The sequence below is a fragment of the Pseudomonas sp. ASL4 genome (assembly GCF_056680395.1).
This window is the reverse complement of sequence record NZ_CM155280.1, coordinates 773,740-789,072: the sequence shown is the minus strand read 5'-3', so window position 1 is coordinate 789,072 and position 15,333 is coordinate 773,740. Positions and strand designations below refer to the sequence as shown.

The following is a 15,333-nucleotide window of genomic DNA, read 5'->3' as shown; positions in this document are numbered from 1 at the left end:
AGAAAACACTGCCAGCCTTGGGTTATTCGGCCAAAGGCTTACGAGCGATGATCACCTGACTTTTCGCCACGACAGCATCCAGTGCCTGTTTGATCTGCGCGCCCCGCGGCGAATCGAGGATCGCTTTCCAGGTATCCGCCCAGTGATTGAGCAGCGGATGGTCAGCGTTGCTGAAGTCGACCTTGGCTTCCCAGAACAACAGCATCCACATCGACCAGTAAAACCCGTACTGGCTGTGGCTCAGCACTTCCAGGCCGGCGTCACTGACCATCGCCTTGAACTGCTCTTCGCTGATGATGCGAATGTGGTTGGGCTTCTGGAAGTACTCTGGCGCGGCGATGTCCTTTTGCAGGTCTTCGGAGCTCGGGTGCGGAACGCTGAGCAAATACAACGCCCCAGGCTTGCCGACCCGCACCAGTTCAGCGAGGAACTGCGCCGGGTCGTCGACGTGTTCGATGACTTCGGTGGACACCACGCGGGTGGCGGTCGCATCGGCAATCGGCAGCGGATTGCAGTCGGTCACGTGGCACTCCACGCCCCGGGCCGGCGTATCGCTCAGGCGCTGGCGGGTCGCTTCAACCTTGGCCGCGTCAATGTCGGCAATGATGATCTTCGCCCCGCGCATGCCGCAGAAATGCACGTTGCCGCCATCACCGCAGCCGACGTCGAGCAAGGTGTCCTCAGGGGTCACCGGGAAACCGGTAAACAGCTCGCCGGTTTCCTGGTTGAACCAGCCACTGAGCATCGCGTCATGCAGGCCGAGCATGTACGGGTCGACCTTGTCCGCGACCGGTGCCACTGGCTGCGCGAGAGCGGGCGTGCCCGCCGTGAGTTTCTTCAAAAGGCTCAGCATGAGGTAGCTCCAGAGGATGGGACGGCGGTTCGGGACGTGCTCAGACGTTGCACCAGCGAGGCGCCGCGATTGCGCATGGGCATTTCGACGAAGCGGTAATTGAGTTCGCTCAACAGGACAATCAGCCCGCCAGCGATCAGGATAGTCAGGACCGGATGGCCCGCCGGACTCGGCAGACCGGCCGCCTGCAACCGGAAGATCACTTCGCGCACCAACGCGTACGCCGGAATATGGATCAGGTAAATCCCGTAGGAGCGACTGCCGATCCACACCATCAGGCTCTTCAGCAAACCTGCTGGCATCAAGTAATCACGGTTGTAGGACGCGATCCAGACCAGCACCGCGCTGAGCACGGCAATCGCGCCGATCCGGTAATTGGCGAAGGTGAAGCGGTCGGTGGCCATGAAGCTCAGCGCCAGCGCCAGGATCAGCAGCGCCGCGACGCCCGCCCACGGCCGACGCAAGAATGTCGGCTCCCAGCGCACGTAATCAGGTCGTGCACTCCACATCGCCAGCAGCACGCCGAGGGCCAATGCATCGGTGCGCACCACCATCAGGATCGGCGTGCGCAAGGTGAACAACTGCACCGCGACCAACGCCAGCAACGCCCAGACCAGGTGCTTGCGGCAGAGCAGAATCAGCAGCGGGAACAGCAGGTAAAACTGCTCCTCCAGCGACAGGCTCCAGTACACGAAACTGGTGCCGTATTCGTAGTGGAAAAAGCTGTCGGCAAAGCGGAAGTTGGCATATTGCGCGACCCCGGCCAGCGTCGCCTGCAAGTTCGCTTGCAAGGTGCCGAACGCCCCGGAGCGGTTGATAAACACACAGGCCAGCAGCATCAACGCCAGCCACAACCACGCCGACGGCAGTAAGCGAAAGGCCCGCCGCAGCCAGAAGTTACGCGTCTGCTGCCAGTATTCCTGGCGCGTGCTGCAACCCTGCAAGGCCGGGATCAAACTGCGTGCAATCACGAAGCCCGAGATCGCGAAAAACAGATCGACGCCCCACCACGGTTGCGCCCAGGCATGGATGTTTTCCAGCAATGGCACCGTGTCGGTAAACAGGCTGCCTTGCAGGTGATGAAACAACACGCCGAGCACTGCAATACCGCGCAGCAACTCGATGTCCATGATCCGTTTGCTGCTCATGCCATCCTCCCGGACGTGGCGTCGGCATCCAGCGGTTTGCGGGCGATGATCACCTGACTCTTGGGCATGAATTGATCAAGCATCTGCTTGATCGCCAGGCCATTGGGTTGTGCCAGCAAGTCTTGCCAGGTCTGCGCCCAGCTCTCCATCAGCGGTGGGTACGGCGCCTGAATCCGGTCGCGCACTGCGCCACCCAGGTCGCGACCGGCGGCGCGTTCACTGGCCCAGAAAAAGATCATGCCCATGACCCAGAAAAACCCGGTGGCCTGGCGATGCTCGATCACCAGCCCGGCGTCTTCGACCATCGCGGCAAACCGCTCCGGGGTAAAAATCTGCACGTGATTGGGCGATTGGAAATAGCTGGCCGGTGCGATGCCCTGCTGCAAATGTTCACCCACCGGGGCCGGAACGCTCAGCAAATACAGCGCCCCGGGCCGGCCCATGCGCACCAGTTCAGCCATGAACGGCTCGGGCTGATCAATGTGCTCAAGCACTTCCATGCACACGACTTTGCTCGCGCAGCCGTCGGCCAGGGGCAGCGGCAGGCTGTTGCTCACCAATCCAAGATTTTGCTTGTTCGACTGCGCATCCACCTGCAGGGCCAGCTCGCGGACCTTGTCGTGCTCGCTGTCGGTAAAGATCACCGACGCACCCTGACGCACTGCAAACAGGGTCGCCACGCCCTCACCGCAACCGACGTCGAGCAAGGTGTCGTCCGCGTTGATGGCAAAGCCATTGAGCAATTCGCCGCTGTCACCCAGAAACCAGCCATCGAGCATGGCGTCGCGCAACCCCACATCCCGTGGCGACACGGGGCTGTGCACCACCGGCAACGGCTCGGGTTTCGCCGCAGGCAACAGACGTCGCAACCATGCACGAATCATGCTTCGGGGGTTTCCAGGACAGGTGTAACGGGGGTTTTGAACAAATCGGCGAAAAACCCTTTCAAGCGTTGCTCGGCGCTGGCCTGACTGCAGAACGCTTGCAGGCTGGTCACCGCATGGGCGGACATCTGCGCATAACGCTCGGGATCGTCCTTGGCTACGTCATAACTTGCTCGATACGCCCTGCACACCGACGCCCAATCAGTGATGTAGCGCAACGTGCGGAAGGCGCGGCGCGGGTCATGGGGCCAGGCGGTCAATTCGTCGGTGGTGTCGATGATGAAGGCGTTGTCGGCATCCAGGTAATCGATCATCGCCGTGGTGCGCGGCGCCACTGCCGGTTTGCCACAGGACATGAACTCCATCAGCGGCAGGCACTGCCCTTCACCGTAAGCGGTGTTGACCACATAACTGGTGGCCTGGACCAGTTGCTCGTAATCCGCATCCGCCAGGTAACCGTAAATCAACACGATGCGGCAGCGGTAGGACTGGTTTTTGTACAAGTGATGAAGGATATCGGCCAGCGCTTCTTCGGCATCGTGGTGGGTCAGTTTGAACACCAGCGTGGCATCTTCAACGTCGCGGAAAGTCACGCAGAAGGCACTGAGCATGTCTTCCCAGTTCTTGCGCCCGTCACTGGGGTTGAACACCGAGGTATAGATCACCCCGTCGAGCACCAACTCGTGCTCACTGGCCGGCGCATCGAAATCGATGCCCTGACCCGTACGCAAATGCACCGGGCCAAACGCCTGCAGGTCGAGCTGACGACTGTCCGCCACCACCCCTTTGATCTTCAATTTCACCTGCCTGGCCAGCGGCTGGCGTTGCAACTGCGCACCACGGGCAGCGAAGCGGTCCCACACGGGCGCGGGCACGGCGACGATCGGATAGTCCGCGCCCATGGCCTCGCGCACCGCGTTGACGGTGTAGTTGGAATGCGTGATGGCCGCACCGGACGCGCGCAACACGCTGCACCAGTCATTGCGTGGTTCCCCGGCAAACGGCTCGTTGGGAATGGTGCTGAATTCCCAGGCAAACACCGCCAGGGTCGGGCAGGCAAAGTTGACCGGCGTGCGATGCGGGGGCGAGAACGACAGGAAGACACAGTCTTCACCTCGGGACAGACAGTCGAGGTACAGCGCATCGACTTCGGTCTGTGGGTCGCTGACTTCGACCACTCGCCCCAGTCGCTCCAGCACCGGCCGGTACTCCTTGAGCACGAAGTAATAGCTGTACTCCGAGCGGCCGAGGTTCTGGGCAATGGTGCGCTGGTTGGTTTCCGAATGAATGATGATCAGCATGAGGCGTTATCCGTCACGGTCGCAGGCACAGAGGCCTGCGGCACTAGCCCGAAGAAGTCCGACAGACGTTGCTGCACCGGGGCGAACGCGCAGTAGTCGTGCATGCGGTCGATGGCGGCGCGGGACATTCGCTGGTAATCCTGCGGTTGCGCCTTGGCCATCCGGTAGCTGTTTTCGTAGGCGGTTTTCAGCGACCCCCAGTCCGGTCGATAACGCAGGGTGCGGTAGATGATGCGGGTGTCCTGCGGCCAAATGGTCAGCTCTTCGCTGGACTTGACCACAAACGCCACGCGCTCATCGATGTAATCCTCCATGGCGGTGTGATCCGGGGCGATCACCGGTTTGCCGCTGGCCATGAACTCCATCAGCGGCAGGCACAGGCCTTCGCAGCGTGAAGCATTGACGTAAAAACTGGCGGCTTCGTACAGCCGGGCGTATTGCGGATCGTCCAGATAACCGTGCATCACCACCACTCGACAGGCGAACGGTGACAGCTGCGCGAGCAACGTCATCAGCTCGTCGTAGTAGGACGACAGGTCGCTTTGGGTAATCTTCAGCACCAGCGTGGCGTCGTCGGTTTCGCGGAACGCCCAGCAGAACGCGGTGATCAGCTGATGCCAGTTCTTGCGACCGTCACGCGGGTTGAAGACGGTGACGTAGACCACGCCGTCCACTTGAGTCTCGACCTGGGTGTTGGTATCCGGCCACTCCCGGGGTTCGGGCTCGGGCACTGCAACTGTCTGCGGGCCGGCGATGGCCGGCAGGTACTCGGCGAGCCGTGCATGGACGGTGTCCGACAACAAGTCGCGAACCCCTTCCCAATACCACTGGCTCAGGAAGTGCGTGCGATGGACCGGGTCCGGCAGCGATTTGCCTTTGTCCAGGCGCCACATGTGCAGGTAATGGCGGGCAATCACGAAGCGCCGTTTCAGTGTCAGCGGCGGTGGCTTCAAAGCCTCCAGCTCGGCCGCCAGCGCCGCCAGTTCCTCGGCACTCGGCGGCACCGGGATCAGCGCATCGGCGTTGAGCCCGAGGGTACGGGAGTCGAAGACGCAGCCCTTGATCTGCAGTGTTGAACCGGGGTTCACCGGCGCGCTGGTGTGGTGACTACGAATGGCCGCGAAGTTTTCCCACAACGGCGTTGGCAACACCAGCACCGGGAAGTCTTCACCCATGGCCCGGCGAATCGCCCGGGCGGTGTGGCTGGAGAGCGTGATGACCCGGCCCTGGCGCGCGAGCATGTGCGTCCAGTCCTGGCGCGGGTCATTGTCCCACTGCTCATCGGGAATCGAGTCGAACTCCCAGGCCACCACGCAGATCGTCGGGCACTCCAGATCGGTCGGGGTTTTCTGCGGCGGGGTGAACGACAGGAACAAGCTGTCTTCGCCAGCGGCGAGCAGTTGCCTGTAGAGGGGATCGACCTCGGCGACGCTGGACACCACGTGCACCCGCCCAAGGCTTTCGAGCACCGGGCGATACGCCTTGAGCACGAAGTAATAACTGTATTCGGGTCGACCAAGGCTCTGGCTGATGGAGCTGTCGTTGACGTCCGAGTAAAGAATGAAATTCATGGCATCCCACGATGAAACCGCCGTCCCGGCAGCCCCACTCTATGACGGCAAAGCAACGGATCGCGGCGGCGTTTGCCGGTCGTCGTCCATCGTCTTCTTGCCCGTCTACGTTCTTGTTTTAATGGTCAGCTTCGCGGGGATGGGAACAACTTTCGCAGCACCCCGAACGATCGCTGGATAATCGTGACGAGGGGCATTCTAAACACATCCGTTGAGGATTCGTGAACCGCCCGACGAGAAAAATGAGGCTACGCTAACGAGAACTGACCAGTCACGGTTGGACCTGTTGAAATTGCGCCGTAATTGGCACAGATTGGCTACCAAACAACTACAACAAAGACTTCGCCTGTTTTCCTACCGATGTTTTCGCACGGTCTGACAGACATTCCCGTCAGCCTGTGGGAAATGGCAGAAGTTTAATGACCAAGGGGCTGCTGTTTGAAAAAGCGTCTGTTCGTTACGGGTCTGAGTGGATTCGTAGGACAACACATCCAATCGCGTCTGAATGCCGATACCTCGAAATGGGAGCTGCTGACGGTCCCTTCGCGCTATGACCTCGGCAACCCGGACAGCCTCGCAGACCTGTGGCCCGAGCTGCCCGACGCCGTCATTCACATGGCCGGCCAGACTTTCGTTCCCGAAGCCTTCCGTGATCCGGCGCGCACGCTGAACATCAACCTGCTCGGTACCCTGAACCTGCTGCAAGCCCTCAAGGCTCGCGGCTTCAACGGCACCTTCCTGTACGTCAGCTCCGGCGATGTCTACGGCCAGGTCAGCGAAGCCCAACTGCCCATCACCGAAAGCCAGCCACCCTGCCCGCGCAACCCGTATGCAGTGAGCAAACTGTCGGCGGAATTCTTGAGTCTGCAATGGGGCCTGAGCGAAGGCTGGCCGGTGCTGGTCGCCCGTCCGTTCAACCACATCGGCACCGGGCAGAAAGACAGCTTCGTCATCGCCAGCGCAGCGCGGCAGATCAACCGAATCAAGCAAGGCCTGCAAGCGCCACAACTGGAAGTCGGTGACATCGACGTCACCCGTGACTTCCTCGACGTGGACGATGTGATTTCGGCCTACCTGGCGCTGCTCGAAAAGGGTACGCCGGGACAGGTCTACAACATTTGCTCGGGGCGCGAGCAAAGTATCCGCAGTTTGATTGAACAACTGGGGGACCTCGCCCAGGTCGACATGCAATTGATTCAGGATCCTGCGCGACTTCGCCGCGCAGATCAGCGTCGCGTTTGTGGCAGCCATGCCAAGCTCGCCCAGACCACAGGATGGACGCCTGAAATCACAACACAACAATCCCTGCGGGCGATCCTGTCCGACTGGGAGAAACGAGTAAAAGACGAATGACTAAAAGTGCACTGATCACAGGGATCACCGGCCAGGACGGGGCTTATCTGGCGAAACTGCTGCTCGACAAGGGTTACAAGGTCCACGGCCTGGTGGCCCGGCGCAGCAGCGATTCACGCTGGCGCCTGCGCGAGATGGGGGTCGAGGGCGACATCATTTACCTGGATGGCGACATGGCCGATGCCTGCTCCGTGCAGCGCGCGGTGATCAAGTCGGCGCCGGACGAGGTCTACAACCTGGCGGCGCAAAGCTTTGTCGCCGCCTCCTGGGATCAACCGGTGACCACCGGCATCGTTGATGGCCTGGGCGTGACTCATCTGCTTGAAGCGATCCGCCAGTTCAGCCCGCACACGCGTTTCTATCAAGCGTCCACCAGCGAAATGTTCGGCCTGATCCAGGCCGAGCAGCAAGACGAGAACACGCCGTTCTACCCCCGTAGCCCGTACGGCGTAGCCAAGCTCTACGGTCACTGGATCACCGTGAACTACCGCGAGAGCTTCAACCTGCACGCCAGCAGCGGGATCCTGTTCAACCACGAATCACCGCTGCGCGGCATCGAGTTCGTGACCCGCAAGGTCACCGACGCCGCCGCCCGCATCAAGCAAGGCAAACAGCAGGAATTGCGCCTGGGCAATATCGACTCCAAGCGTGACTGGGGTTTTGCCGGCGACTACGTCGAAGCGATGTGGATGATGCTGCAACAGGACAAAGCCGACGACTACGTGGTCGCCACCGGCGTGACCACCACCGTGCGCGAAATGTGCCGGATCGCCTTCGACCACATTGGCCTGAATTACCGCGACTACGTGAAGATTGACCCGGCGTTTTTCCGCCCGGCCGAAGTCGACGTGCTCCTCGGGAACCCGGCCAAGGCCCAGCGTGTGCTGGGCTGGAAGCCAAAAACCGATCTGGATACCTTGATCCGCATGATGATGGATGCGGACATGAAACGCGTCGCCAAGGAGTAGGCCATGCTGATTCCTGTGATTCTCTCCGGCGGTGCCGGGACCCGTTTGTGGCCGGTGTCCCGCGAAGGGCACCCCAAGCCGTTCATGACGCTGCCCGACGGCCAGTCGCTGCTGGGCAAGACCTACCGGCGCGCGGCGGGCCTGCTCGATGGTTGGGGCGACATCGTTACGGTGACCAACCGCGAGTATTACTTCCAGAGCAAGGATCACTACCAGGACGCGCAACTGGCCCGTCATCGCGGGCACTTCCTGCTTGAGCCGACGGGCCGCAACACCGCCCCGGCCATCGCGGCGGCGGCGCTGTCGCTGCAAGCCCTGCACGGTGACGAAGCGATCATGGTGGTCATGCCGGCCGATCACCTGATCGTCAATGTCGACGCCTTGCAGAGCGCCGTCGCGCATGCCGTGACGCTGGCCAAGGCGGGTTACCTGGTGACGTTCGGCGTCGAGCCGACGACGCCGGAAACCGGCTTCGGCTATATCGAGACCGGTGCACCGCTGGACGACAAAGGTGCGGCCAGGGTGCAGCGCTTCGTCGAAAAACCCGACCTGCAAACCGCAACGCATTACCTGGAAAGCGGCAACTTCCTGTGGAACTCCGGCATGTTCTGCTTCTCGGTGGCCACGCTGCTGACCGAGTTGCAGGTTCACGCCCCCGAACTGCTGGAACAGACCCAAGCCTGCATGGCCGTCAGCCCATCGGTGGAAACCGGCGGTTGCCTGCAACAGGAATTATCGCCGGCGCTGTTTGCCGAGATCACCGACATCTCCATCGACTACGCCTTGATGGAACGCTCGGACAAAGTGGTCGTGGTGCCCGCCGGTTTCGACTGGAGCGACATCGGCTCCTGGGGCGCGCTGGCTGCACTGGTGCCGGCCGATGCACAAAATAACCGCGCCAGTGGCGATGCGATCTTCGTCGACAGCCACAACAACTTCGTCCAGAGCGAAGGCCGGCTGGTCGCCGCGGTGGGTGTGGATAACTTGATCATCGTCGACACCGCCGACGCCGTGCTGGTGGCCCACGCCGACCGCGCCCAGGATGTACGCCGGGTGGCCAAGCAGCTCAAGGACAAAAAGCACGAAGCCTATCGCCTGCACCGCACCGTCAGCCGGCCGTGGGGCACCTACACCGTGCTCGAGGAAGGTCTGCGTTTCAAGATCAAGCGCATCGTGGTCAAGCCGGGCGGCAAGCTGTCGTTGCAAATGCACCACCACCGCAACGAACACTGGGTCGTGGTCGAAGGCATGGCCAAGGTCACCAACAACGGCACCGGCACCCACCTGGTGGCCAAGAACGAATCCACGTTCATTGCCGCCGGGCACAAGCATCGCCTGGAAAACCCGGGTGTGATCGACCTGGTGATCATTGAAGTACAAAGCGGCGAATACCTGGGAGAGGACGACATCGTCCGCTTCGAAGACCAATATGGCAGGACGGTTTGAATGCTGCTTTCCCTGTACCGATCGCTGTGGGGCTATCGAGGTTTCATCCTCGGTAGCGTCAAGCGAGAGTTCCAAGCGCGTTATCGCAATTCGTTGTTCGGTGCCCTCTGGACCGTGCTCAATCCGCTGTCGATGATCGTCGTGTACACGGTGGTCTTTGCCCACATCATGCGCGCCCGCTTGCCGGGCGTGGATGACGGCATGGCCTACAGCGTCTACCTCTGCGCCGGTTTGCTGACCTGGGGCCTGTTCTCGGAAATCACCTTGCGGTGCCAGAACATGTTTCTGGAAAACGCCAACCTGCTGAAGAAAATCAGCTTCCCGCGGATCTGCCTGCCGGTGATTGTGCTGTTCAACGCCGGCATCAATTTCGCGATCATCATCGGGCTGTTCCTCGGCTTTCTGCTGATCACCGGACGCTGGCCGGGCATGGCGTTATTGGCGCTGCTGCCGCTGTTGGCGTTGCAGGTGATGTTCTGCGCCGGGCTGGGAATGGTCCTGGGGGTGTTGAACGTGTTCTTTCGCGACATCGGCCAGTTCTATGGCATATGCCTGCAATTCTGGTTCTGGCTGACACCGATCGTGTATCCGATCAGCATCCTGCCGGAGTGGGTCCAGCGCCTGCTGCAACTCAACCCCCTGACCAACCTGATGGCCAGTTATCAGAACCTGTTCCTCTACGGCCAGTGGCCGGTGTGGAGTTCCCTGCTGCCGATCTTCGTGACCGGTGTGCTGTTCTGCGTGATCGGGCTGCGGCTGTTTCGCCAGCGGGTCGGCGAAATGGTGGATGAACTCTGATGGGGCACATACGCGTTACTGGCCTGGGCAAGGCCTACAAGCAATACCCTACGCGCTGGAGCCGACTGGCCGAGTGGCTGATCCCGTTTTCGCCGACGCGCCACCGCCAGCACTGGGTGCTGCAAGACGTGAATTTCGAGATCGCCCCCGGTGAAGCGGTGGGCATCGTCGGGGTCAACGGCGCCGGTAAAAGCACGTTGTTGAAGATGATCACCGGTACCACCCAACCGACCTGCGGCAACATCCAGCTCGAAGGCCAGGTCGCCGCCCTGCTGGAACTGGGCATGGGTTTTCACCCGGACTTCACCGGCCGGCAGAACGCCGTGATGGCCGGGCAACTGCTGGGCATGCACGTCGAAGACATCGAAGCCCTGATGCCGGAGATCGAACGTTTCGCCGAAATCGGCGAGGCCATCGATCAGCCGGTGCGCACCTATTCCAGCGGCATGCAGATGCGCCTGGCGTTCAGCGTGGCCACGGCCCGGCGCCCGGACATCCTGATCGTCGACGAAGCATTGTCGGTGGGCGACGCCTACTTCCAGCACAAGAGTTTCGACCGCATCCGCAGCTTTCGCAAAGCCGGCACCACCTTGCTGATCGTGTCCCACGACCGAGGGGCGATCCAGTCGATCTGCGACTCGGCGATCCTGCTGGATCGCGGCCGCATGGCGATGCACGACAAACCCGAAGCGGTCATGGATTACTACAACGCCTTGCTCGCCGAACGCGAAGGCCAGACCGTGCGCCAGGAAATGCTCGCCGGAGGCCAAGTGCAAACCATCTCCGGTACCGGTGAAGCCGGCATCCTCAGCGTGCGCCTGCTGGACGAAAACGAACGCGCCATCGATGCCGCCGAAGTCGGTCAACCGGTGGTGCTGGAAGTGCAGGTAGAGATTCGCCAGGACATCGAACGCCTGGTGCTGGGCTTCATGATCAAGGATCGCCTGGGCCAGGCCATGTACGGCATCAACACCCACCGCCAGGACAAAGCCCTGGACGACCTGCACGCTGGTGAGCGAGTGACCTATCGCTTTGCCTTCGTCATGGGCCTGGGCAAGGGTAACTATTCCGTGGCGCTGAGCCTGTCGCGCCTGGACTCACACCTGGACCGCAACTTCGAATGGCGCGACTACGGCCTGGTGTTCCACGTCATCAATAATCGCCACGAAGACTTCGTCGGCTGCTCGTGGCTGGGCGCCCAGACCACCATCACCCGCACGGCCACTGCCATTCACCAGGAGCGCACGTCATGACTCGCCTGCTGGTGGAATGCACCCACGTGTTCCAGCATCCCAAGGTCAACTCGGGCATTCAGCGCGTGGTGCGCAACGTCATCAATCAACTGCCGCCCAGCGTGCAGGGCGTCGAATGCATCCCGGTCGTGATGCTCAAAGGCAAGCTCTACCGAGTGCTCAAGCTCGGCGCGTTGAACATTCCGTTTTTCGATCACTTGATGATCTTTGGCGGGCGTCTGGGGCGCCTGGCCCACCGGTTCTGGCAACTGCACCAACGCCTGCACAACCGCACGAATTCGCGAGTGATCAAGCGTTTGCTGCACGTGGCCTACCGCGTCACGGCGATTACCTGTTTCAGTATTCCGCTGCGTCTGATCGACGGTCTCAACCAATACCAACTGCCCAAGCGTTGCACGCCGTTGCAGCATCAGCCGGGGGATCAGTTGGTGTTGCTGGACTCGTCCTGGCACACCGATTTCTTCCCGTTTGCCGAACAACTCAAGCGCGAAGGCGTGGGCATTGTCTCAGTCATCTACGACTTGATTCCCCTGACCCACCCGCAGTTCTACGACACGCGGCTGGTACAGGTTTTCAACGAATGGTTCGACTGGATCACTAAAACCGCCGACGGCTATGTGGCGATTTCCGCCACGGTGCGCGACCAGGTGCGCGAAGAATTGCAGCGCCGGGTCGGTCCGGCTAAAGCCGATGCCTTGTGGTTCGACTATTTCCACCTCGGCTCAGAACTGGACCTGAGCGAAGCGCGCGCTGCCGTCGAACCGCGCCTGAAGCGGATGTTCGACGCCCCGGAGCCGGTGTTCCTGATGGTCAGCACCATCGAACCGCGCAAGAACCACGACTACCTGCTGGACGCTTTTGAACTCGCCTGGGCGGCGGGCTCGACAGCCCGACTGTGCATCGCCGGGCGCATCGGCTGGAAGTGCGACGCCCTGCTCGCCCGGGTGCACAACCATCCGCAGTTGAACAAACGGCTGTTCATGTTCAACGACCTGAGCGACACCAGCCTCGAATACGCCTACTCCCACGCCCGTTCGCTGGTGTTTCCGTCCTGGGTCGAAGGCTTCGGCCTGCCCCTGGTGGAAGCCATGCAACGCGGGTTGCCCGCGATGGGCAGTGATATCCCGATCTTCCGCGAAATTGGCGGTGAGTTCATGGCCTACTTCGACCTGGCCAAGCCGCAAACCCTGGCCGATCTGGTGGTTCGCTTCGAGAACAGCGGCCAATTCCCAGCGGCTCGCAATGTCACTGATTGGCAGTGGATCGGCTGGCGTGAAGCCAGTGCGCAACTGGCCGAACGCACCCTGCGCAATCTTCAGCCGACACCGGTCGTGGCAGAGAGGCAACATGCGAATTGCCCTTAACGCCCGCATCCTCCAGGCCCCGCGCACCGGCATCGGCCATTACGTTGCCGAACTGGTGGGCGCACTCGCCTGTGAACCGGACATCGAACTTTCGCTGTTCCACGGCTGGGGCTGGAGCACTTCGCTGCCCGAGGCCGCCATACCCGGCTACTCGCGACTGTCGCCGTTGCTGCGGCAAATTCCCGGGGCCTATCAGGCACGGCGCTGGCTGGCGCAGAAACGTTTCGATCAGGGCCGGTCCCAGTCGATCGACCTGTATCACGAACCGAGTTTGTGGCCGCTGTCATTCGACGGCCCAACGGTCATCACCCTGCATGACCTGACGCACCTGCATTACCCCGAGACGCAACCGCCGGCGCGCTTGCGCGAAATCGAGCGGCGACTGGCCGATGGCGTGCAACAGGCGCAGTTGATTCTGACCGACTCGCAGTTCATTGCCGATGAGGCTCAAGCCTATTTCGCCCTGCCCGCCGAGCGTTTCATCGTCGCACCGCTGGGCGTGGCGGCGCGTTTCCATCCGCGCTCAGCCGAAGACATCGACACGGTCCTCAAGGCCCACGGGGTCGAGGCCCGAGAATATTTTCTCTGCGTCGGCACCCTGGAACCGCGCAAAAACCTGGCCCTGGCCCTGCGTGCCCACGCCTTGCTGCCGGAGGCGCAGCGCCAGCGGTTTCCGCTGTTGATCGTCGGCATGGCCGGCTGGCAGCGCGAGCAATTCAGCGAAGAACTGCGCCAGGCGCTGGCCGCCGGGCACGTCTGCTTGCTCGGTTACCTGCCCGATGAGCACGTGGCACAGCTGTTGGCCGGGGCGCAGGCACTGATTTTTCCATCGGTCTATGAAGGCTTCGGCCTGCCTGTGCTGGAAGCCATGGCCAGCGGCACGCCGGTGATTCTGGTTCAGCATTCGGCGATGCCAGAGGTGGCCGGCGCGGCGGGCAACTACATTGAACCTGACGACCCTGTCGGCTTGCGGGATGCGATGAGCCGACTGATCGACGATAAAACGCATTGGCAGGCATGCCGAGAAGCGGGACTACAACAAGCGAAGCTTTTTTCCTGGGAGCGTTGCGCGAAGATCACAGCCCGCGCCTACCGCCAGGTTTTGGGAGGTTGAATGCGAGTTCTTCATTTTTTCAAGACGTACCTGCCCGACTCCGTAGGTGGCATCGAACAAGTCATCTTCCAGCTCTGCGAAAGTGGCGCCCAGCACGGCATCGAGGGCCAGGTACTGACGCTGAGTGCCGACCCGACGCCGCCCGTGGTGAAACTCGGTCAGCATGAAGTACATCGGGCCAGACTCGACATTCAATTCGCCTCCACGGGATTTTCCTGGAGCGTGTTCAAACAGTTTCGCGAGCTGGCGGCCGAAGCCGATGTGGTCAATTACCACTTCCCATGGCCGTTCATGGACCTGGTGCATTTCGCCAGCGGCATGAACAAACCGAGCGTGGTCACTTACCACTCGGACATCATTCGCCAGAAACACCTGCTCAAACTCTATCGGCCGCTGATGAACCGTTTCCTCGCCAGCGCCGACCGCATCGTCGCGGCCTCGCCCAACTACCTGCACACCAGCGACGTATTGCAGCAGTTTCAGGACAAGACCCGCGTCATTCCCTACGGTTTGAACAAGGCCGGTTATCCACAGCCTGATACCGAGCGCATGGCCCATTGGCGGCAGAAGCTTGGGGATAAGTTTTTCCTGTTCGTGGGCGTGATGCGTTACTACAAAGGCTTGCACATCCTGCTCGACGCCTTGAAAGACGTGGATTACCCGGTGGTGATCGTCGGCGCCGGGCCACTGGAAACAGAATTGCACGCCCAGGCTGCTGCACTGGGTCTGCGCAATATCCACTTCCTCGGCCGGCTGGGGGATGAAGACAAGGTGGCGTTGCTGCAACTGAGCTACGCCATCGTGTTCCCGTCGCACCTACGCTCCGAAGCGTTCGGCATCTCGCTGCTGGAAGGCGCGATGTACGGCAAACCGATGATCTCCAGCGAAATCGGCACCGGCACCAGCTACATCAACATCCACAACGAAACCGGGCTGGTAGTGCCGCCGAGTAATCCACAGGCGTTCCGCGAGGCGATGCGCACCTTGTGGGAAGACCCGGTGCGCGCGGCAGCCATGGGCGTGAAAGCTGAGGCGCGGTATCGGCAGTTGTTTACTGCCGACGAAATGGGCCGCAAGTGGACGGAGCTGTATCAGGAATTGCTGGAAGAAAAATCCCTGTCCTACGCCTGACCCATGAGGGGTGAACCCTCTGGTGCAGTGAACCCTGTGGCGAGGGGGCTTGCCCCCGTTCGGCTGCGCAGCAGTCGTAAAACCATCGCACGCGGTGTGCTTGATACATCGCGGTGGCAGGTTTTGGGGCCGCTTCGCAGCCCAACGGG

General features: G+C 61.4%; 13 protein-coding genes. 8 read left to right on the top strand and 5 right to left on the bottom strand.

The window, feature by feature from the left end; translation table 11 throughout:
• Nucleotides 1–22 precede the first annotated feature (22 nt).
• Genes AC1MEW_RS03410 through AC1MEW_RS03390 form a run of 5 tightly spaced genes read right to left on the bottom strand, consistent with a single transcriptional unit; the run spans nucleotide 23 to nucleotide 5,757 of the window.
• Nucleotides 23–853, bottom strand: coding sequence for a class I SAM-dependent methyltransferase (locus tag AC1MEW_RS03410; protein ID WP_480425409.1), 831 nt, complete (start codon nucleotides 851–853; stop codon nucleotides 23–25).
• A complete protein-coding gene (locus tag AC1MEW_RS03405) occupies nucleotides 847–2,001 on the bottom strand; it encodes an acyltransferase family protein (protein WP_323569988.1) in 1,155 nt (384 codons plus the stop codon). The genes AC1MEW_RS03410 and AC1MEW_RS03405 overlap by 7 nt, the downstream gene beginning before the upstream one ends.
• A complete protein-coding gene (locus AC1MEW_RS03400; RefSeq protein ID WP_201255028.1) occupies nucleotides 1,998–2,885 on the bottom strand; it encodes a class I SAM-dependent methyltransferase in 888 nt (295 codons plus the stop codon). The genes AC1MEW_RS03405 and AC1MEW_RS03400 overlap by 4 nt, the downstream gene beginning before the upstream one ends.
• Nucleotides 2,882–4,186 (bottom strand): glycosyltransferase, encoded by a 1,305-nt coding sequence (locus tag AC1MEW_RS03395; RefSeq protein WP_201255027.1) that lies wholly within the window; start codon nucleotides 4,184–4,186, stop codon nucleotides 2,882–2,884. Before AC1MEW_RS03395 ends, AC1MEW_RS03400 begins: the two co-directional genes overlap by 4 nt.
• Nucleotides 4,180–5,757 (bottom strand): glycosyltransferase, encoded by a 1,578-nt coding sequence (locus AC1MEW_RS03390; RefSeq protein WP_201199195.1) that lies wholly within the window; start codon nucleotides 5,755–5,757, stop codon nucleotides 4,180–4,182. Before AC1MEW_RS03390 ends, AC1MEW_RS03395 begins: the two co-directional genes overlap by 7 nt.
• Before the next feature lie 438 nt (nucleotides 5,758–6,195).
• On the opposite strand from AC1MEW_RS03390, the gene AC1MEW_RS03385 reads away from it, so the two are divergent.
• Genes AC1MEW_RS03385 through AC1MEW_RS03350 form a run of 8 tightly spaced genes read left to right on the top strand, consistent with a single transcriptional unit; the run spans nucleotide 6,196 to nucleotide 15,184 of the window.
• A complete protein-coding gene (locus AC1MEW_RS03385; protein ID WP_322270047.1) occupies nucleotides 6,196–7,110 on the top strand; it encodes a GDP-mannose 4,6-dehydratase in 915 nt (304 codons plus the stop codon).
• Nucleotides 7,107–8,078, top strand: coding sequence for a GDP-mannose 4,6-dehydratase (gmd, locus tag AC1MEW_RS03380; protein ID WP_201199198.1), 972 nt, complete (start codon nucleotides 7,107–7,109; stop codon nucleotides 8,076–8,078). The genes AC1MEW_RS03385 and gmd overlap by 4 nt, the downstream gene beginning before the upstream one ends.
• 3 nt (nucleotides 8,079–8,081) lie before the next feature.
• Nucleotides 8,082–9,524: a mannose-1-phosphate guanylyltransferase/mannose-6-phosphate isomerase gene (locus AC1MEW_RS03375; RefSeq protein ID WP_201255026.1), complete on the top strand. Its 1,443-nt coding sequence runs from the start codon at nucleotides 8,082–8,084 to the stop codon at nucleotides 9,522–9,524.
• Nucleotides 9,525–10,322 (top strand): ABC transporter permease, encoded by a 798-nt coding sequence (locus tag AC1MEW_RS03370; protein WP_201199202.1) that lies wholly within the window; start codon nucleotides 9,525–9,527, stop codon nucleotides 10,320–10,322. It begins immediately after the preceding gene.
• The gene (locus AC1MEW_RS03365; RefSeq protein ID WP_480425405.1) at nucleotides 10,322–11,575 is read left to right on the top strand and encodes an ABC transporter ATP-binding protein; all 1,254 of its coding nucleotides are present in this window, start codon (nucleotides 10,322–10,324) and stop codon (nucleotides 11,573–11,575) included. Before AC1MEW_RS03370 ends, AC1MEW_RS03365 begins: the two co-directional genes overlap by 1 nt.
• A complete protein-coding gene (locus AC1MEW_RS03360) occupies nucleotides 11,572–12,939 on the top strand; it encodes a glycosyltransferase family 4 protein (protein WP_201199206.1) in 1,368 nt (455 codons plus the stop codon). Before AC1MEW_RS03365 ends, AC1MEW_RS03360 begins: the two co-directional genes overlap by 4 nt.
• The gene (locus tag AC1MEW_RS03355; RefSeq protein WP_480425403.1) at nucleotides 12,923–14,053 is read left to right on the top strand and encodes a glycosyltransferase family 4 protein; all 1,131 of its coding nucleotides are present in this window, start codon (nucleotides 12,923–12,925) and stop codon (nucleotides 14,051–14,053) included. Before AC1MEW_RS03360 ends, AC1MEW_RS03355 begins: the two co-directional genes overlap by 17 nt.
• The gene (locus AC1MEW_RS03350) at nucleotides 14,054–15,184 is read left to right on the top strand and encodes a glycosyltransferase family 4 protein (RefSeq protein ID WP_322270051.1); all 1,131 of its coding nucleotides are present in this window, start codon (nucleotides 14,054–14,056) and stop codon (nucleotides 15,182–15,184) included. It begins immediately after the preceding gene.
• The last annotated feature ends 149 nt before the right edge of the window (nucleotides 15,185–15,333 follow it).

Excerpts from the sequence above, each read along its gene's own strand:
- AC1MEW_RS03410 (WP_480425409.1), bottom strand. The coding sequence starts at position 853 with ATGCTGAGCCTTTTGAAGAAACTCACGGCGGGCACGCCCGCTCTCGCG.
- AC1MEW_RS03405 (WP_323569988.1), bottom strand. The coding sequence starts at position 2,001 with ATGAGCAGCAAACGGATCATGGACATCGAGTTGCTGCGCGGTATTGCA.
- AC1MEW_RS03400 (WP_201255028.1), bottom strand. The coding sequence starts at position 2,885 with ATGATTCGTGCATGGTTGCGACGTCTGTTGCCTGCGGCGAAACCCGAG.
- AC1MEW_RS03395 (WP_201255027.1), bottom strand. The coding sequence starts at position 4,186 with ATGCTGATCATCATTCATTCGGAAACCAACCAGCGCACCATTGCCCAG.
- AC1MEW_RS03390 (WP_201199195.1), bottom strand. The coding sequence starts at position 5,757 with ATGAATTTCATTCTTTACTCGGACGTCAACGACAGCTCCATCAGCCAG.
- gmd (WP_201199198.1), top strand. The coding sequence starts at position 7,107 with ATGACTAAAAGTGCACTGATCACAGGGATCACCGGCCAGGACGGGGCT.
- AC1MEW_RS03375 (WP_201255026.1), top strand. The coding sequence starts at position 8,082 with ATGCTGATTCCTGTGATTCTCTCCGGCGGTGCCGGGACCCGTTTGTGG.
- AC1MEW_RS03370 (WP_201199202.1), top strand. The coding sequence starts at position 9,525 with ATGCTGCTTTCCCTGTACCGATCGCTGTGGGGCTATCGAGGTTTCATC.
- AC1MEW_RS03365 (WP_480425405.1), top strand. The coding sequence starts at position 10,322 with ATGGGGCACATACGCGTTACTGGCCTGGGCAAGGCCTACAAGCAATAC.
- AC1MEW_RS03360 (WP_201199206.1), top strand. The coding sequence starts at position 11,572 with ATGACTCGCCTGCTGGTGGAATGCACCCACGTGTTCCAGCATCCCAAG.
- AC1MEW_RS03355 (WP_480425403.1), top strand. The coding sequence starts at position 12,923 with ATGCGAATTGCCCTTAACGCCCGCATCCTCCAGGCCCCGCGCACCGGC.
- AC1MEW_RS03350 (WP_322270051.1), top strand. The coding sequence starts at position 14,054 with ATGCGAGTTCTTCATTTTTTCAAGACGTACCTGCCCGACTCCGTAGGT.